Genomic DNA, 24625 nt, shown 5'->3' on the forward strand with positions numbered 1-24625 from the left:
CGGGAGGATGACGAGATGAACTGGATCAGCGCCCTGGCCGAGTTGCAGCGTAGCGGCGAACCTTGCGTCCTGGTGACCATCATCGAGGAGCGCGGCTCGACCCCGCGCAACGCCGGCTCGAAGATGGTGGTCAGCGCCGAGCGGCTCTACGACACCATCGGCGGCGGCCACCTGGAATACAGGGCCCAGGCCATTGCCCGGGAAATGCTCGCCGCGCGGACCCAGGACACCCGCCTGGAGCGCTTCAGCCTGGGCGCCAGTCTCGGCCAATGCTGCGGCGGCGCCACGGTGCTGCTGTTCGAGCCGATGGGCCAGCCGCAGGCACACATCGCCGTGTTCGGCGCGGGCCACGTCGGTCGCGCCCTGGTACCCTTGCTCGCCAGCCTGCCCTGCCGGGTGCGCTGGATCGATTCGCGGGAACACGAATTTCCCGCGACCCTGCCCGACGGCGTGGAGAAAGTGGTGAACGACGAAGTGCTCGACGAGGTCGAGCGGATGCCGCCCGGCAGCCACTTCATCGTCATGACCCACAACCACCCGCTGGACCTGGAGCTTACCGCGGCGATCCTGGCGCGCAACGACTTCGCCTACTTCGGCCTGATCGGCTCGAAGACCAAGCGCGTCAAGTTCGAGCACCGCCTGCGCGAACGTGGCGTCGACGCCGAACGCTTGCAACGGATGCGCTGCCCGATGGGCCTGGATCAGGTGAAAGGCAAGCTGCCGGCGGAGATCGCCATCTCCATCGCCGGCGAGGTGATCGCCACCTACAACGCCGCCTTCGGCCTGGAACGCAAGCAGGGGCCGTCAAGCGTCACCCGGCTGACCCCGGAGTCGCGCCGCGCCCATGAATCCTGAGCGGCCCCCCGCTCCCCCGCGTCCGCCGCCAGGCGGCGGACCTCCCACGAACCTTTTTTCGAGACTGCCATGACCCGCAACGCCAAAGCCTACCGCGCCGCCATCCTGCACAGCATCGCCGACCCCGCGGAGGTCGGCGTCGAACGCTCCTACGAATACTTCGAGGACGGCCTGTTGCTGGTGGAGGACGGCAAGGTCGCTCGCCTCGGTGACGCCGAAACCCTGCTCGGCGAGATCGGCGAGGTCGAGGTCTTCGAGTACCGCGACGCGCTGATCACCCCCGGCTTCATCGATACCCACATCCATTTCCCGCAGACCGGGATGATCGCCTCCTACGGCGAACAACTGCTGGACTGGCTGAACACCTATACCTTCCCCACCGAGCGCCAATTCGGTGACCAGGCCCATGCCGACCAGGTCGCCGAGATCTTCCTGCAGGAACTGCTGCGCAACGGCACTACCACCGCGCTGGTCTTCGGCAGCGTGCACCGGCAGTCGGTGGAATCGCTGTTCGAGGCCGCCCGGCGCCTGGACCTGCGCCTGATCGCCGGCAAGGTGATGATGGACCGCAACGCGCCGGATTACCTGACCGACACCGCTGAGAGCAGCTACCGCGACAGCAAGGCGCTGATCGAGCGCTGGCACGGCCAGGGCCGTCTGCTCTACGCAGTGACCCCGCGCTTCGCCCCGACCAGCACCGCGGAACAGCTGGACATGGCGGCGCGGCTGCTCCGCGAGCATCCCGGCGTATACCTGCACACCCACCTGTCGGAGAACCTCAAGGAAATCGAGTGGGTGAAGGAGCTGTTCCCCGAGCGCAGCGGCTACCTGGACGTCTACGACCACCACGGCCTGCTCGGGCCGCGCTCGGTGTTCGCCCATGGCGTGCACCTGTGCGACGGCGAATGCCAGCGCCTGGCGGAGACTGGCTCGGCAGTGGCGTTCTGCCCGACCTCCAACCTGTTCCTCGGCAGCGGTCTGTTCGACCTGCCGAAGCTGGAGCGCTACAAGGTCAAGGTCGGCCTCGGCACCGATGTCGGCGCCGGCACCAGCTTCTCCCAGTTGCAGTCCCTGAACGAGGCGTACAAGGTCATGCAGTTGCAGGGCGCCCGCCTCGATCCGTTCAAGTCGCTCTACCTCGCCACCCTCGGCGGCGCCCGCGCGCTGGAGCTGGACGACCGGATCGGCAGCTTCGCCACCGGCAACGAGGCGGACTTCGTGGTCCTCGACTACCACGCCACCCCGCTGCTCTCCTACCGCCTGAGCCAGGCCGGCAGCCTGGCCGAACGGCTGTTCGCGCTGACCATCCTCGGCGACGACCGCACGGTGAAGGAAACCTTCGCCGCCGGTCGCTCGGTGCATCGCCGCGACTGACTCCCGGCGGAAACGAAAAAGCCCCGCATCGCGGGGCTTTTTCATGCTTCGGATCAGGCCGCCGAGTCGCTGTCGGCCTTGGCCCGGCGAGGCTTCTTCTTGCCGCCGAGGAGGTGCGAGAACACCGCGTGCAGGTCGCCGGAAGCGTTGTCGCTCTCCAGGTTGAGCTTGCTGTCGATATGCTCCATGTGGTGCATCATCAGGGTCACCGCGCGCTCCTTGTCGCCTTTCTCGATGGAGTCGAGGATCTCGTTGTGCTCGTCGAACGAGCAGTGCGAGCGACCGCCGCTTTCGTACTGGGCGATGATCAGCGAGGTCTGCGACACCAGGCTGCGCTGGAAACTCACCAGTGGAGCGTTGCGCGCCATCTCGGCGAGCTTCAGGTGGAACTCGCCGGACAGGCGGATGCCGGCGCCCCGATCGCCGCGGGCGAAGCTGGATTGTTCCTGCACCACCATCTCGCGCAACTCGGCCAGGCGCTCGGCGGTGGCGTTGTCGGTGGCCAGCTCGGTGATGGCGCGCTCGACGGTGCGACGGGCGAAAAGGATCTGCCGGGCCTCGTCGATGCTCGGGCTGGCGACCACCGCGCCGCGGTTCGGCCGTAACAGCACCACCTGCTCGTGGGCCAGGCGCGAGAGGGCGCGGCGAATGATGGTGCGGCTGACACCGAATATCTCGCCGAGCGCTTCCTCGCTCAGCTTGGTGCCGGGAGCCAGGCGTTGTTCGAGGATGGCGTCGAAGATGTGGGCGTAGACGATCTCGTCCTGGGTACCGCTGCGGGCAGCCTTGCCGGTGCGCGGCGGCTTCCTGATGTGTTGCAACTGATCGGTCATCGGTCTCGAACCTTGTGCGTCCGGCTTGTGGCCTGGGCTGATCCTCGCTCACGGGCGTGGGTGAGGCACGCCGGCGGCTGATAGCGAAATAGTGTACACAAGCAGCGGCATCCGGCGCACCACCCCTTTCCGCCCCTCGTTCCGAGCGCGCGGCACCGCCCGGAAGGACGCGTGACGGAAAGCTGATAAAAATGTGGCGAAACACCCTCAAACATTCTTTGACCTTTTTGTATACAAAGGCATAATCGCTCGCACGAGTTCTTGACCCAGAGGTCAGAAAATCGTGCCCTCACATCACCTTCGAGCCGCGTCAGGGACCTGGTAACCAACCGGCCCGCAGGACCTAACAACAAGAGCGATGAGGAGTACCTGCTGTGGAAAGCACCAAACAAGAAGAACAAGGGATCTACGCTGCGACACCGCCCGCCACCGGCCTGCTCGAACGCCTGTTCAAGCTCCGCCAGCATGGTACGACGGTCAGGACCGAGCTGGCGGCCGGGCTGACCACCTTCATCACCATGGCCTACATCATCTTCGTCAATCCCAACATCATGGCCGACGCCGGCATCGACCACGGCGCGGCGTTCGTCGCCACGTGCCTGGCGGCCGCCCTCGGCTGCTTCCTGATGGGCCTGTACGCCAACTGGCCGGTGGGCCTGGCGCCGGGAATGGGGCTGAACGCCTTCTTCACCTACACCGTGGTCGGCACCATGGGCTACAGCTGGCAGATCGCCCTGGGCGCGGTGTTCATCTCCGGGGTGATGTTCATGCTGCTGACCTTCTCCCGGGTCCGCGAATGGCTGCTCAACAGCATCCCCCGCAGCCTCAGGTTCGCCATGGGTGCGGGAGTCGGCCTGTTCCTCGGCCTGATCGGCCTGAAGACCGCCGGCATCGTGGTGGCCAGCCCGGCGACCCTGATCAAGCTCGGCCACCTCACCTCGCCCGGCCCGCTGCTGGCGGCACTGTGCTTCCTGATGATCGCCGTGCTCGAGTACCGCCGGGTGTTCGGCGGCATCCTCATCAGCATCCTCAGCGTCACCCTGGTCGGCTGGGCCCTCGGCCTGGTGCAGTACGACGGGGTGTTCTCGGCGCCGCCGAGCCTGGCGCCGACCTTCCTGGCGATGGACATCGCCGGCGCGTTCAACGTCACCATGATCAGCGTGATCCTGGCCTTCCTCTTCGTGCACATGTTCGATACCGCCGGCACTCTCATGGGCGTCGCCCAGCGCGCGCACCTGGTGAAGGAGGACGGGCGCATCGAGAACCTGTCGAAGGCGATGAAGGCCGACAGCGCCTCCAGCGTGTTCGGCGGCATGCTCGGTGTCCCGCCGGTGACCAGTTACGTGGAGAGCGCCGCGGGCGTGGCCGCCGGCGGACGTACCGGGCTCACCGCGGTGGTGGTCGGCGTGCTGTTCGTCGCCGCGATGTTCTTCGCCCCGCTGGCCGGGATGATCCCCGCCTTCGCCACCGCCGGCGCGCTGATCTACGTGGCCATGCTGATGATGGGCGGGATGGCGCACATCGACTGGGACGAGCACACCGAAACCATCCCGGCGATCGTCACGGTGATCATGATGCCGCTGACCTTCTCGGTGGCCGACGGTATCGCCCTGGGCTTCATCACCTACGTCGCGATGAAGGTCCTCACCGGCAAGCACCGCGAAGTCTCGGCCAGCCTCTATGCCTTGTTCGTGATCTTCGTCGCCAAGTTCATCTTCCTCTGACCCGCCCGGGTGGCGGATGGCCGCACGCGGCTATCCGCCTCGAACCTGTCGTTGCCCCGCAGGGCTCGCGACGCACAGCCTCATCCGTCGCCCATTCACACCTTGCGCCGCATCGTCCTGCCCCCCCCGCAGATGGCGGATAACCGGCAACCCTCGGCGCCTTCCCCGCGAACGAAAAAAGGCCCGCTCGACGGCGGGCCAGGGAAAAGGACTCAGGGAGTCAATGTTTCGTGGCACGCACCTAGCTGCCGCGATAGGTCGAATAGCTGTAGGGCGAGATCAGCAGCGGCACATGGTAGTGATCGTCGGCGGAGGCGATGCCGAAACGCAGCACCACCTGGTCGAGGAATGCCGGCTCCGGCAATTGCACGCCGCGGGCGCGATAGTAGTCGCCGGCGTTGAACACCAGTTGATAGACCCCGGGACGGAAGTCCTCGCCTTGCAGCACCGGCTGGTCGCAGCGGCCGTCGTGGTTGGTCAGGGTGGTGGCGATCAGTTCCAGTTGCTGGCCTTCTACCCGGTACAGCTCGATCTTGATGCCATGGCCGGGGCAGCCATGTGCGGAATCCAGTACATGCGTGGTCAAACGTCCCATGGGTTGCGGGCGCCCGCTGGCGGACACCACTCCTCCTCTTGCCTTCGTTCGATGGGGATCGCTCCGGGACCTGCCCGGCGCCGCTCGCTTGCAGCCCGCCAGGGAGCCGCTTGCGAAGCAATATAAGTTATCTTTCGATGAATTGTATACAAAAAACACCGCCACAACCGAAAATGCGGCAGCCGCCCCGAAATCGAGCATTCCTTCCACAAGCCCCACCCCGCAGGGCCTCATTCTTCGCTAACTGACCAGTCGGGCAGGTTTTTTGCTGGATGAATGGCAGGGATCGGCAAGCAGGATTGTATTTACAGACCGCAGGCAAACTTGTATACAATAAATCCATCACGGCATCCCCGGCCCGTCCGGCCCGCCGCCCCATCCACAATAAGGAACACTGCTGTGAGCGCTGACTACCCACGCGACCTGATCGGATACGGCAACAACCCTCCCCACCCTCACTGGCCCGGCGATGCGCGCATCGCCCTGTCCTTCGTGCTCAATTACGAAGAAGGTGGCGAGCGCTGCGTCCTGCATGGCGACAAGGAGTCCGAGGCGTTCCTTTCCGAGATGGTGGCTGCCCAGCCCTTGCAGGGCGTGCGCCACATGAGCATGGAATCGCTCTACGAATACGGCAGCCGCGCCGGGGTCTGGCGCCTGCTCAAGCTGTTCAAGCGACGCAACGTGCCGCTCACCGTGTTCGCCGTGGCCATGGCGGCGCAGCGCAACCCTGAGGTGATCAGGGCGATGGTCGCCGACGGCCATGAAATCTGCAGCCACGGCTACCGCTGGATCGACTACCAGTACATGGACGAGGCCCAGGAGCGCGAGCACATGCTCGAAGCCATCCGCATCCTCACCGAACTCACCGGCCAGCGCCCGGTGGGCTGGTACACCGGACGCACCGGCCCGAACACCCGGCGCCTGGTGATGGAGGAAGGCGGCTTCCTCTATGACTCCGACACCTACGACGACGACCTGCCCTACTGGGACCCGGCCAGCACCGCGGAGAAACCGCATCTGGTGATTCCCTATACCCTGGACACTAACGACATGCGCTTCACCCAGGTGCAGGGCTTCAACAATGGCGAGCAGTTCTTCCAGTACCTGAAGGACGCCTTCGACGTGCTCTACGAAGAAGGCGCGACGGCGCCGAAGATGCTCTCCATCGGCCTGCATTGCCGGTTGATCGGTCGCCCGGCGCGGATGGCCGCCCTGGAGCGCTTCATCCAGTACGCGCAGAGCCACGACAAGGTCTGGTTCGCCCGCCGCGAAGACATCGCCCGCCATTGGCACCGTGAGCATCCTTTCCAGGAGACCGAGGCATGAGCCGTTTCCAGACCCTGACCCCCGCCTCGCTGTCCCGCGAGGCCTTCGTCGAAGCCTTCGCCGACATCTACGAACACTCCCCCTGGGTCGCCGAGAAGGCCTATGACCTGGGTATCGACGACAGCCTCAACGATATCGAGGGCCTGCACCAGCGCATGGCCGACATTCTCCTGTCGGCAAGCCGCGAGGCCCAGCTGGCGCTGATCAACGCCCACCCGGACCTCGCCGGCAAGGCAGCGATCCGTGGCGAACTGACCGCCTCCAGCACCTCCGAGCAGGCCGGCGCCGGGATTCACGAATGCAGCGCCGAGGAGTTCGCCCGCTTCACCGAACTCAACGACGCCTACAAGGCCAGGTTCGGCTTCCCCTTCATCAAGGCGGTGAAGGGCAGCAACCGCCATCAGATCCTGGCGGCCTTCGAGGAACGCATCCAGCACTCCGCCGACGAGGAGTTCGCTACCGCGCTGGCCGAGATCAACAAGATCGCCCTGTTCCGCCTGCAGCAGCTCTGAGGCCTGCGGAGACGAGCATGAACGCCGAACACGCGCCCTTCCGCCACTACCTCGACCTCGCCGACGCGCGCCTGGGCAGCCAGGTGGTCGCCGTCAGCGACGAATGGTTCGCCCCGGCCAGCCGCATGCTGCAGGCCGGCGAACCGGTGTGGAAGGAAGGCGTGTTCGACGACAGCGGCAAGTGGATGGACGGCTGGGAAACCCGCCGCAAGCGCTTCGAGGGCCATGACCAGGCGGTGATCCGCCTGGGTGTGCCGGGCGTGCTGAAGGGCGTCGACATCGACACCCGCTTCTTCACCGGCAACCATCCGCCGGCGGCTTCCCTGGATGGCTGCTTCTGCACCGAAGGCGACCCGGACGACAGCACGTCCTGGAGCGAAGTGCTGCCGGCGGTGGGGCTGCAGGGCGATAGCCATCACTACCACCCGATAGACGACGAACGTCCCTGGACCCACCTGCGTCTGAACATCTACCCGGACGGCGGTATCGCCCGCCTGCGCCTCTATGGCGTGCCCTACCGCGACTGGAGCAGCCTGCCGCCGGGAACGGCGCTCGACCTGGCCGCAGCGGTCAACGGCGGCCGGGCGCTGGCCTGTTCCGACCAGCATTTCGGACGCATGGGCAACCTGCTCAACCCCGGACGTGCCATCAACATGGGCGACGGCTGGGAAACCGGCCGCCGCCGCACGCCGGGCCACGACTGGGTGATCGTCGCCCTCGGCCATCCCGGCAGCATCGAGGCGGCGGTCGTCGATACCTTGCACTTCAAGGGCAACTATCCGGAAAGCTGCAGCATTCAGGCCGCCTTCGTGGAAGGCGGAAACGAGGCCCGGATCGAGGCACAGAGCCTCTTCTGGCGCGAGCTGCTGCCAGCGCAGAAGCTGGAAATGCACCAGGAACATCGGTTCGAGCGGCACCTCAACGCCCTCGGCCCGATCACCCATGTACGCCTGAACATCTTTCCCGACGGCGGCGTCAGCCGCCTGCGCCTGTTCGGCAGGCCACAATTACCGTGAGACCCGGGCCCCGCGTGCGTCCGGAATACAACAAACAGAATCGACAGGATCAGTATGCGCACTCTCAAGATCGAGCCGTTGACCAAGGAAGCCTTCGCCCCGTTCGGTGACGTGATCGAAACCGCCGGCAGCGACTATTTCATGATCAACAACGGCTCCACCCGCCGTTATCACAAGCTGGCCACGGTCGAGACCGCGCAGCCGGAAGATAACGCGATCATCAGCATCTTCAGCGCCGAGAAGCTGGAAATGCCGTTGCGCATCCGCATGCTGGAACGCCATCCGCTGGGCAGCCAGGCCTTCATCCCGCTGCTCGGCAACCCCTTTCTGGTCGTGGTCGCGCCACTTGGCGATGTACCTGTACCGGGCCTCGTCCGCGCCTTCCTGACCAACGGAAGGCAGGGCGTCAATTACCACCGCGGCGTCTGGCACCATCCGGTGCTGACGATCGAAAAGCGGGATGACTTCCTGGTGGTCGATCGCAGCGGTTCCGGGAACAACTGCGACGAGCATTTCTTCACCGAGGACGAACAGCTCCTCCTCGACCCCCAATCAAACCAATAAGAGAGGTCCTGCCGCCGGTCCGCCGGCCAGGGCAAGAGGTACAAGACTGTGGAAGCACATCTCATCGAATGGCTGAACCTGCTGGTGCGCTGGATTCACATGATCGTCGGGATCGCGTGGATCGGCGCTTCGTTCTATTTCGTCTGGCTGGAGAACAACCTCAACCGCAGCAACCCGCGTGAAGGCCTGTCCGGAGACCTCTGGGCAATCCACGGTGGCGGCATCTACCACCTGGAGAAGTACAAGCTGGCTCCGCCGAAAATGCCGGAGAACCTGCACTGGTTCAAATGGGAGGCCTACTCCACCTGGATGTCCGGGGTGGTGTTGCTGACCATCGTGTTCTACCTGAACCCGACCCTCTACCTGATCGCCCCCGGCAGCGACCTGGCGCCGGCGGCGGCCATCGCCATCGGTATCGGTTCGCTGGTCTGCGGCTGGTTCGTCTACACCATCCTCTGCGATTCGGCGCTGGGCAAGACCCCTGCCCTGCTCGGCCTGGTCCTGTTCGTCCTGCTGGTCGCCGCCGCCTACGGCCTGACCCAGGTGTTCAGCGGCCGCGGCGCCTACCTGCACGTCGGCGCGATCATCGGCACCATCATGGTCGGCAACGTGTTCAGGGTGATCATGCCGGCCCAGCGCGCGCTGGTGAAAGCCATCGAAGAAAACCGCGAGCCCGATCCGGTGCTGCCGGCCAAGGGCCTGCTGCGCTCCCGGCACAACAACTACTTCACCCTGCCGGTGCTGTTCATCATGATCAGCAACCACTTCCCGAGCACCTACGGCAGCCAGTACAACTGGCTGATCCTGGCCGCCATCGCGGTGCTCGCGGTACTGGTACGCCACTACTTCAACACCCGCCACGAAAGCAACCGCTTCGCCTGGGCACTGCCCGCCGGCGCGCTGGGCATGATCGCCCTGGCCTTCGTCACCACGCCGAACTACCAGCAGGCTTCCGCACCGCTGGCCAGCACCCCGGCGGCGGCACCGGCACAACCGGCGACCGGCGGCGACGCACCAGCCGCGCCCGCCGCGCCCCAGGCGTCCAATGCCGGGGCCGCGAGCGGAGCCGACTTCGACAAGGTCCATCACGTGATCCAGGAGCGCTGCACCGTCTGCCACTCGGCGAAACCAACCAGCCAGCTGTTCAGCACCGCGCCAGGCGGGATCATGCTCGACACCCCGCAGCAGATCCAGCAACTGGCACCGAAGATCCAGGCCCAGGCCGTGGCCTCGCAGATCATGCCGCTGGGCAACATCACGCAGATGACCCAGGAAGAACGCAACCTGATCGGCAGCTGGATCGCCAAGGGCGCACAGATCAACTGAGCCTTGGCCGAAAGGCGAAGAACCGCACCTCCGGTTCCCGCAGCAGAACACCCCTGCTGGCCCTACCCCAAAAGCCCTCTCCATAGAGGGCTTTTGGCCATAACTGGCCATATCGTTCAGCCCCCAACCTCTCCAATAACTCACTTTCCTTCACCCAGGGCCGCTGGAACGAAACCGTGCGGCGCTCCACCATTGAAAGCGACCAACCAACCGTCGCTATCCGCAGGTACGTATCGTCTCGTATTTGCCCAGCAAACTTCGCTCGGGTGATCTGTGTGGCCGGGGGACCGGTGCTGCGTCGTGTGATAGTGCGCGCCCCATCTTCGGCTGCCTTGCCAATGAAGAACTGTGCAACTTTTTGGTTGATAACGTTGTGGATAGAACGCTAGGGAACAAATACCCAAAGGGCTCCGAGAGAGTGCGCAACTTTTTGCAAGCGGTGCGCAAAAAGTTGCGCAATTTTCAGTGTTCTTCCCATGAGAATCGCCAGCGAGTTTTTGGCTTCCCCCAATAACGCCTTGATGGAAAAGAGTTTCAAGACTAGTGGCACGGTTCTTGTCTAGCACCGATGTCCCCGGCATATCGCCTGGGCACTTTCAACGACAAGGAACGTATCCATGGCAACCCCCGCCTATATGTCCATCACCGGCACCAAGCAGGGCCTGATCACCGCCGGCGCCTTCACTGAGGACTCGGTCGGCAACACCTACCAGGAAGGCCACGAGGACCAGGTGATGGTCCAGGGCTTCAACCACGAAGTGATCATCCCGCGCGACCCGCAGTCCGGCCAGCCGACCGGCCAGCGCGTGCACAAGCCGGTGGTCATCACCAAGGTCTTCGACAAGGCCTCGCCGCTGCTGCTGGCCGCCCTGACCTCCGGCGAGCGCCTGACCAAGGTCGAGATCCAGTGGTACCGCACCTCCGCCGCCGGCACCCAGGAGCACTACTACACCACCGTCCTGGAAGACGCGATCATCGTCGACATCAAGGACTACATGCATAACTGCCAGGACCCGGGCAACGCCCACTTCACCCACCTGGAAGATGTGCACTTCACCTACCGCAAGATCACCTGGACCCACGAAGTCTCCGGCACCTCCGGCTCCGACGACTGGCGCTCGCCGGTCGCAGGGTGAGTTGACAGGCACACCGGTCGTACACCTGTACGGCCGGTTCTCCGTCGAGCCGAAAATGTCCGCTACTTCGCGAAATAGACACCGAGCCAAGACTTTCGGCAGCGGCTGAGCAAGAGTAACGTGGCTTGCTCCTCCAATGGATTGGAAAGGAACTGCCCACCCGGAACAGGGAACGATCCATGCGTCAAAGAGACCTGAAATTCACCTTCGTCGTTGGCGAAGGGAACCTTGCGTTCGATGTCGTCGAGTTCGAACTGGAAGAAGCGCTCTGCGAGCCTTTCCGCCTGAACCTGAAGCTGGCCAGCGACAAGAACGCCATCGATTTCAAGCAGGTACTCGACCAGCCGGGCACCTTCACCCTCTGGCAGGACGGCCGTCCGGCCCGCTACGTCCATGGCATCGTCAGCCACTTCACCCAGGGCAGCTCGGGTTTTCGCCGGACCCGCTACGAACTGCTGCTGGAACCGCAGTTGGCGCGCCTGGAGCTGTGCTGCAACTGGCGGATATTCCAGGAGAAGAGTGTTCCGGAGATTCTCCAGGCGCTGCTCAAGGAGCACCGGGTGCTCGACTACGAACAGCGTATCTACCACGAGCACCTGCCACGCGAATACTGCGTGCAGGCCGGCGACAGCGATCACTACCTGCACGACCGGCTGGCCTTCGAGGAAGGCCTGGTCTACTACTTCCGCTTCGACGAACACCGCCACACCCTGGTCTGCAGCGACCGGCTCTACGTCCAGGAGCGTATCGCCGGCGGCCCGGTACTGTTCAGCGCCCAGCCGGAGGGCGACAACCCACAGCCGGTGCTTCATTCTTTCCGCTACAGCGAAAATGTTCGTACGGCTCGACAGACCCAGCGGGACTACAGCTTCAAGCGCCCGACCTACGACCAGGAGCATCATCTCGCTGGCGAGGCGCTCGAGCATCAGGGCTCGTCCTACGAGCGCTACGACTACCCCGGTCGCTACAAGCAGAGCGGCGCGGGCCGGCCTTTCAGCGAAAGCCGCCTCAGAGGACATCGGCGCGATGCACGGGTGGCATCGGTCAGCGGCGACGACCCGCGGCTGATCCCGGGCCACGCCTTTGCCCTGGAAGGTCATCCGCGTGCCGACTTCAACGCCTGGTGGCGGCCGGTGCGGGTGGTCCATCGCGGCACCCAGTATGCCGGCCAGGAGGAAGAGTCCGCCGACGCCCCTCTGGGGGTGAGCTACGACCTGCGCGCCGAACTGGTGCCCGAGGACGTCGAATGGCGTCCCGCACCGCTGCCTCGGCCGCGTATCGATGGTCCGCAGATCGCGACGGTAGTCGGCCCGGCAGGGGAAGAGATCCATTGCGACGAGTGGGGGCGGGTGAAAGTCCAGTTCCCCTGGGATCGCGAGGGACGTCACGATGAGTTCAGTACCTGCTGGATACGGGTCGCGCAGAACTGGGCGGGTGCCGACTGGGGACACATGGCGATCCCGCGGATTGGCCAGGAGGTGATCGTCGATTACCTGGACGGCGACTGCGACCAGCCGATCGTCACCGGGCGTACCTACCGGGCGACCAACCGGCCGCCCTACGCGCTGCCCGACCACAAGATCCTCAGCACCATCAAGAGCAAGGAGTACAAGGGCAGCCGGGCCAACGAGCTGCGCATCGACGACACCACGGCGCAGATCAGTGCGGCGCTGATGAGCGACCACGGTGCCAGCGCGCTGCACCTGGGCTACCTGACCCATCCTCGGCCCGAAGGCGGCAAGCCGCGCGGCGAGGGCTTCGAACTGCGCACCGACGAACATGGCGCGGTGCGTGCGGCCAGGGGCCTGCTGCTGAGCACCGAGGAGCAGCTCAGGGCCGGCGCCGGCCATCTCGACCGAGGCGTCGTGGTGCAGGTGCTGGAGGCGGCGTTGGAGCTGGCCCGCGAGCTGGGCGACTACGCCGGGGAGCACCAGGGCGTGGGGCACGACGCGGCGCCGCAGCAAACCCTCCAGGAAGCCGTGCGCGACCTCGGCCACGGTGCCAACGACGAGTCCGGCAAGAGCAACGGAGGCAAGCCGGCGATCGCCTTGAGCGGTCCGGCAGGGATCGCCGCGGCGACGCCGGCGAGCCTGACCCTGGCCGCCGGCGAGCACGTCGACAGCGTGGCCCGGCAGAACCAGCAGGTGACCGCCGGGCAGAAGGTGGTGATCAACGCCGGCAGCGACATCGGCCTGTTCGCCCAGGGCGGCGAGCTGCGCCAGATCACCCACCAGGGGCCGATGCTGCTGCAGGCGCAGAAGAACGACATCCGCCTGGAGGCCGAGCAGAGCGTGGAGGTCAGCGCCAGCCAGCAGCACGTGCTGGTCACCGCGAAGGAGCACATCACCCTGATGTGCGGCGGCGCCTACCTGACCCTCAAGGGCGGCAACATCGAGCTGGGCATGCCCGGCAACTTCGTGGTCAAGGCGGCGAAGCACAGTCATGTCGGTCCCGCTCATGCATCGACCAGCTTCAACGCCTGGGATTCGACACCGTTCGATGACCGGTATGTCCTGCGCGACGAAGCCACGCTGGAGCCGTTACCCAATATCGCCGTTGAAGTGATACGAGGCGATGGTGGTGTGGTGAAACTGATGACCGACAGCCAGGGCCGTTTACCCAAGCAACAACACCTGGCCATGGACCCGGTGCAGATACGCATCCTGGGCAAGGGCAGTCACAACAGCGACACGGAGTCCAACACATGAGCAGCGAACCGCTCGAGCCGAATCAGGATGTGATCATCCCTCGCTCTCGCGACAGTCTGGGACGGCCTGTCTACAAGGCTCAGTTGACCCGTACCGACAACCAGAGCGAAAAGGTGGCACTGGTTCGGCAGACCGCTCCCCTGCCGGTGATCTTCATTCCGGGGATCATGGGAACCAACCTGCGCAACAAGGCAGACAAGAGCAAGGTCTGGAGGCCGCCGAACGGTCTCTGGCCCATGGATGACCTGTTTGCCTCAATCGGTGCGTTATGGACCTGGTATTGGCGAGATGCAAAGGCTCGTCAAAGATTGCTGAAAGCGGAGAGAGTGGAAGTCGATGACCAGGGTACGATCGATGTCGGTCAATCTGGTTTGTCCGAAGAAGCTGCCCGCCTGCGCGGCTGGGGCAAGGTCATGCGCAGTGCGTATAACCCGGTCATGGGTTTAATGGAGAGGCGACTGGATAACATCGTCAGCCGCCGGGAACTCCAGGCATGGTGGAATGACGAAGCCCTCTCTCCTCCTGGAGATCAGGGTGAGGAGCAGGGAAAAGTTGCGCCGATCGATGAAGAGGAATTGCTCAAGGCCAGCCGATACCAGTTCGATGTCTGGTGCGCCGGTTATAACTGGCTACAGTCCAACCGGCAATCGGCGCTGGATGTACGCGACTACATCGAGAACACGGTGTTGCCTTTCTACCAGAAGGAGTATGGTCTCGATCCCGGGCAAGTGAGTCGTATGAAAGTCATTCTGGTCACCCACTCGATGGGAGGGCTGGTGGCGCGGGCCTTGACGCAGTTGCACGGCTATGAGCGCGTATTGGGGGTGGTACATGGCGTACAACCTGCGACGGGTTCCTCAACCATCTACCATCATATGCGCTGTGGCTATGAAGGTATCGCACAGGTCGTGCTGGGACGAAATGCCGGTGAAGTGACAGCCGTTGTCGCCAATTCGGCCGGCGCGCTGGAGTTGGCCCCTAGCGCCGAATACCGGGAAGGACGTCCCTGGCTGTTTCTGTGCGACGCGCAGGGGCAGGTGCTCAAGGATATCGATGGAAAGCCTCGGGCTTATCCGCAGAATCAGGACCCTTATGAAGAGATATACAAGAGCTCTACGTGGTATGGATTGGTGCCTGAGCAAAATGCACAATATCTGGACATGTCAGACAAAAAAGAAAGTTTAAGAGTTGGCCCCCGTGATAACTTTGAAGACTTGATAGATAGCATTGCTAAGTTTCATGGTGAATTGTCAGCAGCAGGCTATCACTCAGAGACCTATGCCCATTACGGAGCTGACGATAGCCGCCATAGTTGGCGCGACCTGATCTGGAAGGGTGACCCTACCCCTCTGGAGACCCCTGGTGCCACACTCAACGACGATGAGAACGGCACTTACAACAGTTGGTTCCGTCGGGGCTTACCCACCATAGTGCAGGGTCCGCTGGAGGCGGGAAATCCACTGGACGCTTCCGGCAGCGGAGGTGACGAAACGGTACCGACCGACTCCGGCCAGGCGCCTGCCCTGGCGGGCGTCAAGGCCAGCTTTCGGCATGGCAGCAAGGGCAAGGGACAGGCCAATACCAAACGGGGCTATGAGCACCAGGAGAGTTACAACGATGCTCGTGCTCAATGGGCAGCGCTATATGGGGTGATCAAAATCACCCAGTTGGCGGATTGGCATCCTAATGACAAAGGAGGGACATGATGCATCCCCGTCGGTTGCTTGCTGTACTTGGGTTGGTGGTCTTGACCAGCATGACCAGTTGCACTTCGTTTTCTTCTTCTCGGAGCTCTTCCATGGACAAGACCGGATGGATCACTCATTGCTTTGGTCGCTTTCTGATTGATCTGCCACCTGACGCGGTAGTCAATGCCGGATACTACCTATGGGGAGACAGAATTGAGTACTTAGATGATAAACCTACCGAACTGGCAGCCAGGGTTGATCGTCTTGAACAAGAGTGGAGGACTCAGAAGCATAAATCCAAAGGTAACATGTTTCTTCGTAAAATTGACTTTGGCAATGAATCAGTAGGTTTATTGTCTTGGTCTTCAGAGGTTGCCTCTAAAACCTATTTATTGGATACCTATGTTACATCTAAGCCTACGTGGCATGCCTATCGTTGGAAAGGGAAAGTTTCGGTAGACAGAGAGCAACGTGCTATAGAGATGTCTAGGACTTTAGCTCGAAATCTACGCTCGCGCGCGCCCAAAGAAATCCCCAGCGGGCCGGGCTTTTGCATCGACCAAGCTTATATTGCAGGGGATAATTTTCAAGATGAAGAGTTTGGGGTTGGCGTTACGTTCCCCAACCACCCCGGCGTAGACTTCGAGTTTCGTTCCTTAACGGGGGCTGCGCAAAAAAACCTGCTTGAGCGCGTTGGTGGCCTCATGCAGGAATTGCTCTCCACGTTTGCAGGTATGGAAACATTAAGAAAAGGAAAGCATCCTGTCGGGAGCCTTCCCGGAGAGGAGTATCTGGTTGCGGGAAGCGATAAGGGGCAGCGCGGCTATACCTTCATGTGGGAGGTTCAAGGCAAGGAGGAATCGCTAACCGAGCCCAATCTTACTGCGGGACTGGCGGTACTGGAACGCAGCAATGAAAACGGTAAACCACCGCCCCCTGCCTTCAAATCGGATAAAGAAGCATTGGAACTGTGGGACACCATTGTCGATTCGATTCGCGTGCGCCCGACGTCTTCATCGCCGCGTGGCGGAAATGCCGGTCCTTCCCCTGCTCCGAAACCCGCTACGCCTGGCGGCCAAACGCTCGGTGATGACTATGTCTATGAGGAATTCCTCTCCAGCCTGAAGCCGAAAGACAGCTGGCTGGACGACCTATAGGAGCAACCCGCGATGGACATCATTCGCCTTGGCGACACCACCAGCCATGGAGGCACGGTGATTGAGGCGTTCGGCCAGACCGACCTCAACGGCAAGCCGATGGCCGGTGTAGGCCACCAAGTGGTTTGTCCCTTGTGCAAGGGAACCTTCCCCATTACCGAAGGTAGCGCCCTGCTGGATGTGAATGGGGTCCCGGTCGCGCTACATGGGATGAAAACAGCTTGTGGTGCCAGCCTGATTGCCAGTGGCCCGTTGGGCGCTGCCGAAAACTGAAAAAGGGGGACGTTCGATATGCCGAAAGACTTCGGCGACCTCCTTCGTGCCTCTCCTGTAGAACGCTCAGGAAAACTCCGCCGGCTTCTTGCCCAGCCTGACCTGCCCCGAGCCTTGGCACCTTGGCCAGTCTGCCGTTGTGCACTCCAGCAAGCGCTGGCGGCATTCTCTTTGCTCGTTGAGCGTCTCCATTGCCGCCAGGATCTACTGGCGCTCAGATAGCCGGTTGCTCTCGCGCACGTCGCTACTTGTAGTCGCCAATGCAAGCAGGCGTTCCGCAAAGCCCCATGGCTGATCCCGGGCGACAGGGGTCAAGGCCTTGCTGCACCAGGGTTGCGCTCACTGAGGTAGTGGTCGCTGAAAACTCCCAGCGGCTAGAGCACGTCGGCTATCCGACCAATGTCGTACACCGCCGGGCGTCCCGGGGGTAGCCGGCGCCAGCACTATGGATACAGTGGAAGCAGCTCTGGAAAGCCTGTAGTAGACCGATTGGTCAACTACAAAAAATTACTTTGTATACAAAAAATCGATTGAATCGAGCACACAACGGGGATATAAAACACCCCACCGCATCGCCCTGAAGCCTGGGGTGGATGTTCGGCCAGAAATACCCGGCCGCCGGAACCTGCCTTTTCCGGTGTCCGCCTGCGACTGACAACAATAAAAACGCCTGAGGTGTTGCATGTCCGTGGTAACTGATCGCCGCATCCCCGACTCGCCCGTAGACCAGCGCCTGCCGCTGACGCAGCTGCTGCTGGTGGGCTTCCAGCATGTGCTGCTGATGTACGGTGGCGCCGTCGCCGTGCCTCTGATCGTCGGCCAGGCGGCCGGCCTCGCGCGCGAGGAAATCGCCTTCCTGATCAACGCCGACCTGCTGGTCGCCGGCATCGCCACCCTGGTCCAGTCGCTGGGCATCGGCCCGATGGGCATCCGCATGCCGGTGATGATGGGCGCCAGCTTCGCCGCCGTCGGCAGCATGGTGGCGATGGCCGGGATGCCCGGCGTGGGCATCACCGGGATCTTCGGCGCGACCATCGCCGCCGGCTTCTTCGGCATGCTCATCGCCCCCTTCATGTCGCGCATCGTGCGTTTCTTCCCGCCGCTGGTGACCGGCACGGTGATCACCTCGATCGGCATGTGCCTGTTCCCGGTGGCGATCAACTGGGCCGGCGGCGGCAAGGGCGCGGAAGACTTCGGCTCCCTGCACTTCCTGTTCCTCTCCAGCCTGGTGCTCTGCACCATCCTCCTGATCAACCGCTTCATGCGCGGTTTCTGGGTCAACATCTCGGTGCTGATGGGCATGGGCCTGGGCTACGCGATCGCCGGCGGCATGGGCATGGTCGACCTCGGCGGTCTGGCCGAGCGCCCCTGGTTCGACATCGTCACCCCGCTGCACTTCGGCGCGCCGACCTTCGACCTGGCGCCGATCCTGTCGATGTGCCTGGTGGTAGTGATCATCTTCGTCGAGTCCACCGGCATGTTCCTCGCCCTGGGCAAGATCACCGGCCGCGAGATCACCCCGACCGAACTGCGCCGCGGCCTGCTCTGCGACGCCGGCGCCTCGTTCTTCGCCGGTTTCCTGAACACCTTCACCCATTCCTCGTTCGCCCAGAACATCGGCCTGGTGCAGATGACCGGGGTGCGCAGCCGCTACGTCACGGTGGCCGCCGCCGGTTTCCTGATCCTCCTCAGCATGCTGCCCAAGGCCGCCTTCCTGGTCGCCTCGATCCCGCCGGCGGTACTCGGCGGCGCCGGCATCGCCATGTTCGGCATGGTCGCCGCCAGCGGCATCCAGATCCTCCACGAGGCCAACATCACCGACCGCCGCAACCAGTTGCTGGTGGCGGTAAGCATCGGCATGGGCATGGTGCCGGTGGTGCGCCCGGACTTCTTCGCCCGCCTGCCGGTCTGGATGGAGCCGATCACCCATAGCGGCATCGCCATGACCGCGATCTGGGCGGTGGTGCTGAACCTGCTGTTCAACATCCTCAGCCGCAACGACCGCAGCCACTTGTGCGGCAGCCACGCGCCGGCGCCCAAGCACTCCTGACTCCCTGGCGGACCGGCGACACTCCCGGTCCGCCCTTCCCTCGGGCCGGACTTCGTCCGGCTTCTTTTTTTTCCGCTCGCGGTCCGCACCACTCAGTCCCGCCGAAGGAAAGGCCCCGCCTTGCGCTCCAGCAGATGCAGCAATTCCGCCTGCATGTAGGCGTAGTCGTCCGGGATATCCAGGCAGACCAGGCGCTTGCCTTTCATCGCCGCGGCGTGCCGGCGCAGCAGAGCCTGCCGGTGGCGGCGCTCCATGACGACGACCAGCGTCGCCCACTCCAGTTGCTCCCGCTCCAGAGGCGTTTCGGCGTCCGCCGCCAGCCCGGCGGAATCGGTCTCGACGCCCGGCCAGTCGGCGAACAGCCGTTCGGCGCTGGGACTACGCAGGCGGTTGCGGCTGCAGATGAACAGGACCCGGTGCATGGGAGGCTTTCCTTTGCTGGCGCGGCAGGCAGCATGACGTCTTCGCCGCGTTTCGGCGTTGCGCCGCGTCGCTTTTCCCGGGACGGGGCAGCGAGCGGTGCGTGCCGGAACACGGTCGCCCGGGTGGCATGGGGGAGGAAGCGGCGGATGGCGCCGTTGGTGCCATCGCCCCAGGAGGATACCGTCAGCCGCCGGTCATGCTCATGAAACGCAGCACCTGGACCTGCTCCTGGGCGTCGAAGTGATGCCGCTCCGGCTTCAGGTTCAGCGCCGCCACCAGTGCCGCGCTCAGGCGCTCGCGGTCGCCGGGATGGCTGCGCAGCAGTTCGCGCAGGTCGAGCGCCCCCTCGTGGCCGAGGCAGAGCACCAGCTTGCCCTCGGCGGTGACGCGCACGCGGTTGCAGTCGCCGCAGAAATTATTGCTGTGAGGTGAGATGAAGCCGATCCGGCTGGGCTCGTCGCCGATCTGGTAATACCGCGACGGCCCGCCGCTGCGCGCCAGGCTCGGGGTCAGCGGCCAGCGGCGCTCGATGATCGCCCGGACTTCGTCGCTGGTGCAGAGAGTCAGTTCGCGACGGTGGCTGGTGATGCTGCCCAGCGGCATTTCCTCGATGAAACTGATGTCCAACTGGTTGGCCAGGGCGTACTCGACCAGGTCGAGGATCTCGTCGTCGTTGCGGCCCTTCTGTACCACGCAGTTCAGCTTGATCCGCTCGAAACCGGCTTCGCGCGCCGCCTGGATGCCGTCCAGCACCTGCTCCAGGCGATCGCTACGGGTGAAGGCGGCGAAGCGTTCGCGCTGCAGCGAGTCGAGGCTGACGTTGAGGCGGCGGACGCCGGCGGCCTTCAGCTCGGCGGCGCGCTCGCGCAGTTGCGAACCGTTGGTGGTGATCGCCAGGTCTTCCAGTTCCGCACGCTGCCCCAGGCGTGCCAGCAGGCCGGTGATGCCCTTGCGCACCAGCGGCTCGCCGCCGGTGATACGAATGCGCCGCACGCCGAGGCCGATGAAGGCGTCGGCCACCGCGTACAGTTCTTCCAGGCTGAGGACCTGGTCGCGGGGAAGGAACTGCATGTCTTCGCTCATGCAGTAGGTGCAGCGGAAGTCGCAGCGATCCGTCACCGACAGGCGCAGGTAGGTGATGCGACGGCCGAAGGGATCGACCAGGCGGGAATCGGACATAGTGACTCGTTCTGTTCCGGGGGGCTCGCCCGGCGCTCGGTGGGTGAGTGCGAGCGGGCGACTCGATACCCCTAACGAATACTCCAAATACCGGGAAATGTATAGGGCAAATGAACCGGCGGGTCAGGATTTCCCGGGCCTCCGCCTCGCTCGCACCTTGCTTGAGGGGCGCTCCGGGCGGGTGCTACCATCCTCGGCTTCCTGCCGCCGTTGCAGCAATGAAGAACAAGGACTGATGACCAGCATCCGCGAGCGCAACAAGCGCCTGATCCTCCGCGCCGCCAGCGAGGAATTCGCCGACAAGGGCTTCGCGGCGACCAAGACCAGCGACATCGCCGCCCGCGCCGGCCTGCCCAAGCCCAACGTCTACTACTACTTCCAGTCCAAGGAAAACCTCTATCGCTGCGTGCTGGAAAGCATCGTCGAGCCGCTGCTGCAAGCGTCGGCGCCGTTCCGCGTGGAAGACGACCCGCTGCTCGCCCTGCCCGCCTACATCCGCTCGAAGATCCGCATCTCCCGCGAGCTGCCGCATGCCTCCAAGGTCTTCGCCAGCGAGATCATGCACGGCGCGCCGCACCTGCCGAAGGAATACCTCGACGAACTGAACGCCCAGGCCCAGCGCAACGTCACCTGCCTGCAGACCTGGATCGACCGTGGCCAGCTCGCCCCGGTGGACCCGCATCACCTGCTCTTCGCCATCTGGGCGGCGACCCAGACCTATGCCGACTTCGATTGGCAGATTTCCATCGTCACCGGCAAGGAACAGCTCAGCGACGCCGACTACGACGCTGCGGTGGAAACCATCACCCGCCTAGTCCTGAAAGGCTGCACGCCCGACGGGCAATCCGGCAAGAGCGCCGGCCGGCTTCGGCCGCTGCCGCTCTGACCCGCCGCGGCACGCTCAATCGCGTGCCGCCCCCGCCCCAGCGCCGGCTTCGCACCGAGCGGCGTGACGCGGTATTCGACCCGCGGCGGCAGCTCCGCATACACCTCGCCTGGACGCTATCGGCGGAGTTGCTCGAGCACGGTATCCGGGTCAACGCCCTGAGCCCGGGGCCGCCCCGGACGCCAGCGCTGGACAAGGCCGCTACCGATCTCGAGGCCGCCCAGGCGCTGAGGGAGAAGATTGGCCGGGACGCCTGGGGGAGCCGCTGGAGATCGCCAGTGCCGCGCTATTCCTGGCCTCGAACGAGCCCCGCTGCAGGTATGGCACGGAGAACCTGGTGGATGGCGGCGTACGCCACCTGAAGAAGGGAGCGAAGGCCCGGTCCTGGTGAGCGGGCCGCAAGCTCAACCGGCGTCGGGCACCAGCCCGACCGCCAGCACGCCCTGGATCGCGCATTGCTCGTCGATATCCGAGGTATCGCCGCTGATACCGACCGCGCCGACCACCTCTGCCTTGTCGTTGCGAATCAACACCCCGCCCGGCGCCGGAACCAGATTGCCATGGGCCAGGGTGTTCACCGCGGAAATGAACGAAGGCCGCTGCTGTGCATCCGCCGCCAGCAGCCGCGACGACTTGCCCAGGGCCACGGCGCCCCAGGCCTTGCCGATGGCGATCTGCGGTCGCAGCATGCTGGCGCCGTCCTCGCGCTGCAGCGCCACCAGGTGGCCGCCAGCATCGAGCACCGCGATGGTCAGGGGCGCGGTGGACAGCTCGCGCCCCACCGCCAGCGCCTGGCGGGTAATGCCCAGCGCGGTTTCCAGACTGATGGTGGTCATGGTCGTTCCTCTCGAGTTGTTAAGGCTAGAAATCGGGAAACCACCCGCGATGCGGGCGCGTTCGAAAATTTGTACCCAATCTAGTAGCCGACCGGCCCTACGAAAGCAACATTCCAGAACAATATGAACATAATTTTGTATACATTTTTTCAAACGCTGGTTTTATAAGCCTGCTAACAAAAATGGTAATTCATTGTTTTTATTAAGGAAAAATTAATTTCAGCGGCTTTTTCCAGCGTATACAACCCATCTTGACCTTGCGCTCCCCCTCTGCCTAGAATCGTTCCAACTTTTGTACACAATTAGTATAAGAACGAGGAACAAAACGATGGCCAGAATGAGAGCAATCGAAGCTGCCGTACTGGTGATGCGCCGCGAAGGCGTGGATACCGCGTTCGGCGTCCCCGGTGCCGCGATCAACCCCATGTACGCCGCGCTGAAGAAGATCGGCGGCATCGACCATGTCCTGGCCCGTCACGTCGAAGGCGCCTCGCACATGGCCGAGGGCTACACCCGTACCAAGGCCGGCAACATCGGCGTCTGCATCGGCACCTCCGGCCCTGCCGGCACCGACATGATCACCGGCCTCTACTCCGCCTCCGCCGACTCCATCCCGATTCTCTGCATCACCGGCCAGGCACCGCGCGCCCGCCTGCACAAGGAAGACTTCCAGGCGGTCGACATCTCCAGCATCGCCGCGCCGGTGGCCAAGTGGGCGACCACCGTGCTGGAACCGGCCCAGGTCCCCTATGTATTCCAGAAGGCCTTCCAGCTGATGCGCAGCGACCGGCCCGGCCCGGTACTGATCGACCTGCCGTTCGACGTACAGATGGCCGAGATCGAGTTCGACATCGACGCCTACGAGCCCCTCCCGGTGAGCAAGCCGAAGGCCACCCGGGTCCAGGCCGAGAAGGTCCTGGCCATGCTCGACGAAGCCGAGCGCCCGCTGCTGGTGGCCGGCGGCGGCATCTTCAACGCCGACGCCGCCGAGCGCTTCCGCGAATTCGCCGAGCTGACCGGCATCCCGGTGATCCCGACCCTGATGGGCTGGGGCGTAATCCCCGACGACCACCCGCAGATGGCCGGCATGGTCGGCCTGCAGACCTCGCACCGCTACGGCAACGCCACCCTGCTGGAATCCGACCTGGTGCTCGGCATCGGCAACCGCTGGGCCAACCGCCACACCGGCAGCGTCGAGGTCTATACCGAAGGTCGCCGCTTCATCCATGTCGACATCGAACCGACCCAGATCGGCCGGGTGTTCATGCCCGACCTGGGCATCGTCTCCGACGCCGGCGCCGCCCTCGACGCATTCCTCGAAGTGGCCCGCGAGTGGAAGGCCGCCGGCAAGCTGAAGTCGCGCGCCGCCTGGCTGGAAAGCTGCCAGCAGCGCAAACGCACGCTGCAGCGCAAGACCCACTTCGACAACGTGCCGGTGAAACCGCAGCGCGTCTACGAAGAGATGAACGAGTTCTTCGGCAAGGATGCCTGCTACGTCAGCACCATCGGCCTGTCGCAGATCGCCGGCGCACAGTTCCTCCACATCTACCAACCGCGCCACTGGATCAACTGCGGCCAGGCCGGCCCGCTGGGCTGGACCATTCCCGCCGCGCTGGGGGTGGTCAAGGCCGACCCGAGCCGCCAGGTGGTGGCGCTCTCCGGCGACTACGACTTCCAGTTCATGATCGAGGAACTGGCGGTCGGCGCACAGTTCAAGCTGCCCTATATCCACGTACTGGTGAACAACTCCTACCTGGGCCTGATCCGCCAGGCGCAGCGCGGCTTCGACATGGACTATTGCGTGCAGCTGGCCTTCGACAACATCAACGCCCCCGAGCTGGAAGGCTACGGCGTCGACCACGTCGCGGTGGTCGAGGGCCTGGGCTGCAAGGCGATCCGGGTGTTCGACCCGAACGAGATCGGCGCCGCCCTGGCCAAGGCCCGCGAACTGATGCAGCAGCACCAGGTGCCGGTGGTGGTCGAGGTGATCCTGGAGCGCGTCACCAACATCTCCATGGGTACCGAGATCAACGCCATCAACGAGTTCGAGGAACTGGCCGAGAAAGGCGCCGACGCGCCGACCGCCATCTCGCTGCTCGACTGATCGCCGGCCTTTCCCGGAGGCGCGGACGGTGCGTGCGACACCCCGCCCCCGGCGAAAGGC

At 64.0% G+C, this 24625-nt stretch carries 21 protein-coding genes; 16 read left to right on the plus strand and 5 right to left on the minus strand.

Features of this window, described 5'->3' with window-relative positions; translation table 11 throughout:
• The first annotated feature begins 15 nt into the window (after positions 1-15).
• Positions 16-855, plus strand: a complete 840-nt coding sequence (gene xdhC / locus VQ067_RS18355) for a xanthine dehydrogenase accessory protein XdhC (protein WP_003117774.1) — start codon at positions 16-18, stop codon at positions 853-855.
• A 69-nt stretch (positions 856-924) separates the two neighbouring features.
• The gene (gene guaD, locus VQ067_RS18360) at positions 925-2229 is read left to right on the plus strand and encodes a guanine deaminase (protein ID WP_003083342.1); all 1305 of its coding nucleotides are present in this window, start codon (positions 925-927) and stop codon (positions 2227-2229) included.
• Between the two features lie 53 nt (positions 2230-2282).
• On the opposite strand, the gene VQ067_RS18365 is transcribed toward guaD, so the two are convergent.
• Positions 2283-3062, minus strand: coding sequence for a GntR family transcriptional regulator (locus VQ067_RS18365; RefSeq protein ID WP_033990455.1), 780 nt, complete (start codon positions 3060-3062; stop codon positions 2283-2285).
• A 374-nt stretch (positions 3063-3436) separates the two neighbouring features.
• Here VQ067_RS18365 and VQ067_RS18370 point away from each other — a divergent pair, with 374 nt between their 5' ends.
• Positions 3437-4786, plus strand: coding sequence for an NCS2 family permease (locus VQ067_RS18370; RefSeq protein WP_023099760.1), 1350 nt, complete (start codon positions 3437-3439; stop codon positions 4784-4786).
• 241 nt (positions 4787-5027) lie between these two features.
• Here the strand turns inward: VQ067_RS18370 and uraH are convergent, their stop codons facing one another.
• Positions 5028-5408 (minus strand): hydroxyisourate hydrolase, encoded by a 381-nt coding sequence (gene uraH / locus VQ067_RS18375; RefSeq protein ID WP_003087207.1) that lies wholly within the window; start codon positions 5406-5408, stop codon positions 5028-5030.
• Between the two features lie 372 nt (positions 5409-5780).
• Here uraH and puuE point away from each other — a divergent pair, with 372 nt between their 5' ends.
• The 11 genes from puuE to VQ067_RS18430 all read left to right on the plus strand — a co-directional run bounded on the left by puuE (position 5781) and on the right by VQ067_RS18430 (position 19137).
• Complete coding sequence (puuE, locus tag VQ067_RS18380; protein ID WP_003083336.1) at positions 5781-6707, plus strand: allantoinase PuuE; 927 nt, start codon at positions 5781-5783, stop codon at positions 6705-6707.
• Complete coding sequence (gene uraD / locus VQ067_RS18385) at positions 6704-7219, plus strand: 2-oxo-4-hydroxy-4-carboxy-5-ureidoimidazoline decarboxylase (protein WP_003087205.1); 516 nt, start codon at positions 6704-6706, stop codon at positions 7217-7219. The genes puuE and uraD overlap by 4 nt, the downstream gene beginning before the upstream one ends.
• A gap of 17 nt (positions 7220-7236) precedes the next feature.
• A complete protein-coding gene (alc, locus tag VQ067_RS18390; RefSeq protein WP_003087203.1) occupies positions 7237-8235 on the plus strand; it encodes an allantoicase in 999 nt (332 codons plus the stop codon).
• 54 nt (positions 8236-8289) lie between these two features.
• Entirely contained in the window at positions 8290-8799 is a 510-nt protein-coding gene (locus VQ067_RS18395) for an ureidoglycolate lyase (RefSeq protein WP_003083329.1), read from the plus strand.
• A 48-nt stretch (positions 8800-8847) separates the two neighbouring features.
• The gene (locus VQ067_RS18400) at positions 8848-10125 is read left to right on the plus strand and encodes a urate hydroxylase PuuD (protein ID WP_033957153.1); all 1278 of its coding nucleotides are present in this window, start codon (positions 8848-8850) and stop codon (positions 10123-10125) included.
• Positions 10126-10742: 617 nt separating this feature from the next.
• Complete coding sequence (locus VQ067_RS18405; protein ID WP_003083317.1) at positions 10743-11261, plus strand: Hcp family type VI secretion system effector; 519 nt, start codon at positions 10743-10745, stop codon at positions 11259-11261.
• A 179-nt stretch (positions 11262-11440) separates the two neighbouring features.
• Positions 11441-13969, plus strand: coding sequence for a type VI secretion system Vgr family protein (locus VQ067_RS18410; protein WP_060853493.1), 2529 nt, complete (start codon positions 11441-11443; stop codon positions 13967-13969).
• On the plus strand, positions 13966-15675 hold the full coding sequence (locus tag VQ067_RS18415) for an esterase/lipase family protein (protein WP_033941300.1): 1710 nt from the start codon (positions 13966-13968) through the stop codon (positions 15673-15675). The genes VQ067_RS18410 and VQ067_RS18415 overlap by 4 nt, the downstream gene beginning before the upstream one ends.
• Complete coding sequence (locus VQ067_RS18420) at positions 15672-16814, plus strand: T6SS immunity protein Tli4 family protein (RefSeq protein WP_033990099.1); 1143 nt, start codon at positions 15672-15674, stop codon at positions 16812-16814. Before VQ067_RS18415 ends, VQ067_RS18420 begins: the two co-directional genes overlap by 4 nt.
• A gap of 12 nt (positions 16815-16826) precedes the next feature.
• Positions 16827-17087, plus strand: coding sequence for a PAAR domain-containing protein (locus VQ067_RS18425; protein WP_003083211.1), 261 nt, complete (start codon positions 16827-16829; stop codon positions 17085-17087).
• Between the two features lie 682 nt (positions 17088-17769).
• Complete coding sequence (locus VQ067_RS18430; RefSeq protein WP_033990102.1) at positions 17770-19137, plus strand: nucleobase:cation symporter-2 family protein; 1368 nt, start codon at positions 17770-17772, stop codon at positions 19135-19137.
• 92 nt (positions 19138-19229) lie between these two features.
• Here the strand turns inward: VQ067_RS18430 and VQ067_RS18435 are convergent, their stop codons facing one another.
• Both VQ067_RS18435 and moaA read right to left on the minus strand, forming a co-directional pair.
• Positions 19230-19559, minus strand: coding sequence for a low molecular weight protein tyrosine phosphatase family protein (locus tag VQ067_RS18435; protein ID WP_003087185.1), 330 nt, complete (start codon positions 19557-19559; stop codon positions 19230-19232).
• A gap of 184 nt (positions 19560-19743) precedes the next feature.
• Positions 19744-20739: a GTP 3',8-cyclase MoaA gene (moaA, locus tag VQ067_RS18440; protein ID WP_003083204.1), complete on the minus strand. Its 996-nt coding sequence runs from the start codon at positions 20737-20739 to the stop codon at positions 19744-19746.
• 235 nt (positions 20740-20974) lie between these two features.
• Between moaA and VQ067_RS18445 the strand changes: the two genes are divergently transcribed.
• Positions 20975-21625 carry a TetR/AcrR family transcriptional regulator gene (locus VQ067_RS18445; protein WP_003087183.1) on the plus strand — a complete coding sequence of 217 codons (651 nt, stop codon included), beginning with the start codon at positions 20975-20977 and terminating at the stop codon, positions 21623-21625.
• Between the two features lie 404 nt (positions 21626-22029).
• Here VQ067_RS18445 and VQ067_RS18450 read toward each other — a convergent pair whose 3' ends face one another.
• Positions 22030-22461, minus strand: coding sequence for a GlcG/HbpS family heme-binding protein (locus tag VQ067_RS18450; protein ID WP_003083199.1), 432 nt, complete (start codon positions 22459-22461; stop codon positions 22030-22032).
• 328 nt (positions 22462-22789) lie between these two features.
• On the opposite strand from VQ067_RS18450, the gene gcl reads away from it, so the two are divergent.
• The gene (gene gcl, locus VQ067_RS18455) at positions 22790-24565 is read left to right on the plus strand and encodes a glyoxylate carboligase (RefSeq protein ID WP_033990103.1); all 1776 of its coding nucleotides are present in this window, start codon (positions 22790-22792) and stop codon (positions 24563-24565) included.
• The last annotated feature ends 60 nt before the right edge of the window (positions 24566-24625 follow it).

This window comes from Pseudomonas sp. KBN12P06040, assembly GCF_037574965.1.
GTDB classification, from domain to species: Bacteria; Pseudomonadota; Gammaproteobacteria; order Pseudomonadales; family Pseudomonadaceae; genus Pseudomonas; species Pseudomonas aeruginosa.

Bases quoted from the DNA above. Each gene is read 5' to 3' on its own strand.
- guaD (WP_003083342.1), top strand. From the start codon at position 925: ATGACCCGCAACGCCAAAGCCTACCGCGCCGCCATCCTGCACAGCATC.
- alc (WP_003087203.1), top strand. From the start codon at position 7,237: ATGAACGCCGAACACGCGCCCTTCCGCCACTACCTCGACCTCGCCGAC.
- uraD (WP_003087205.1), top strand. From the start codon at position 6,704: ATGAGCCGTTTCCAGACCCTGACCCCCGCCTCGCTGTCCCGCGAGGCC.
- VQ067_RS18430 (WP_033990102.1), top strand. From the start codon at position 17,770: ATGTCCGTGGTAACTGATCGCCGCATCCCCGACTCGCCCGTAGACCAG.
- VQ067_RS18405 (WP_003083317.1), top strand. From the start codon at position 10,743: ATGGCAACCCCCGCCTATATGTCCATCACCGGCACCAAGCAGGGCCTG.
- VQ067_RS18425 (WP_003083211.1), top strand. From the start codon at position 16,827: ATGGACATCATTCGCCTTGGCGACACCACCAGCCATGGAGGCACGGTG.
- VQ067_RS18450 (WP_003083199.1), bottom strand. From the start codon at position 22,461: ATGACCACCATCAGTCTGGAAACCGCGCTGGGCATTACCCGCCAGGCG.
- VQ067_RS18415 (WP_033941300.1), top strand. From the start codon at position 13,966: ATGAGCAGCGAACCGCTCGAGCCGAATCAGGATGTGATCATCCCTCGC.
- VQ067_RS18445 (WP_003087183.1), top strand. From the start codon at position 20,975: ATGACCAGCATCCGCGAGCGCAACAAGCGCCTGATCCTCCGCGCCGCC.
- VQ067_RS18410 (WP_060853493.1), top strand. From the start codon at position 11,441: ATGCGTCAAAGAGACCTGAAATTCACCTTCGTCGTTGGCGAAGGGAAC.
- VQ067_RS18395 (WP_003083329.1), top strand. From the start codon at position 8,290: ATGCGCACTCTCAAGATCGAGCCGTTGACCAAGGAAGCCTTCGCCCCG.
- VQ067_RS18420 (WP_033990099.1), top strand. From the start codon at position 15,672: ATGATGCATCCCCGTCGGTTGCTTGCTGTACTTGGGTTGGTGGTCTTG.
- VQ067_RS18365 (WP_033990455.1), bottom strand. From the start codon at position 3,062: ATGACCGATCAGTTGCAACACATCAGGAAGCCGCCGCGCACCGGCAAG.
- moaA (WP_003083204.1), bottom strand. From the start codon at position 20,739: ATGTCCGATTCCCGCCTGGTCGATCCCTTCGGCCGTCGCATCACCTAC.
- xdhC (WP_003117774.1), top strand. From the start codon at position 16: ATGAACTGGATCAGCGCCCTGGCCGAGTTGCAGCGTAGCGGCGAACCT.
- gcl (WP_033990103.1), top strand. From the start codon at position 22,790: ATGGCCAGAATGAGAGCAATCGAAGCTGCCGTACTGGTGATGCGCCGC.
- VQ067_RS18435 (WP_003087185.1), bottom strand. From the start codon at position 19,559: ATGCACCGGGTCCTGTTCATCTGCAGCCGCAACCGCCTGCGTAGTCCC.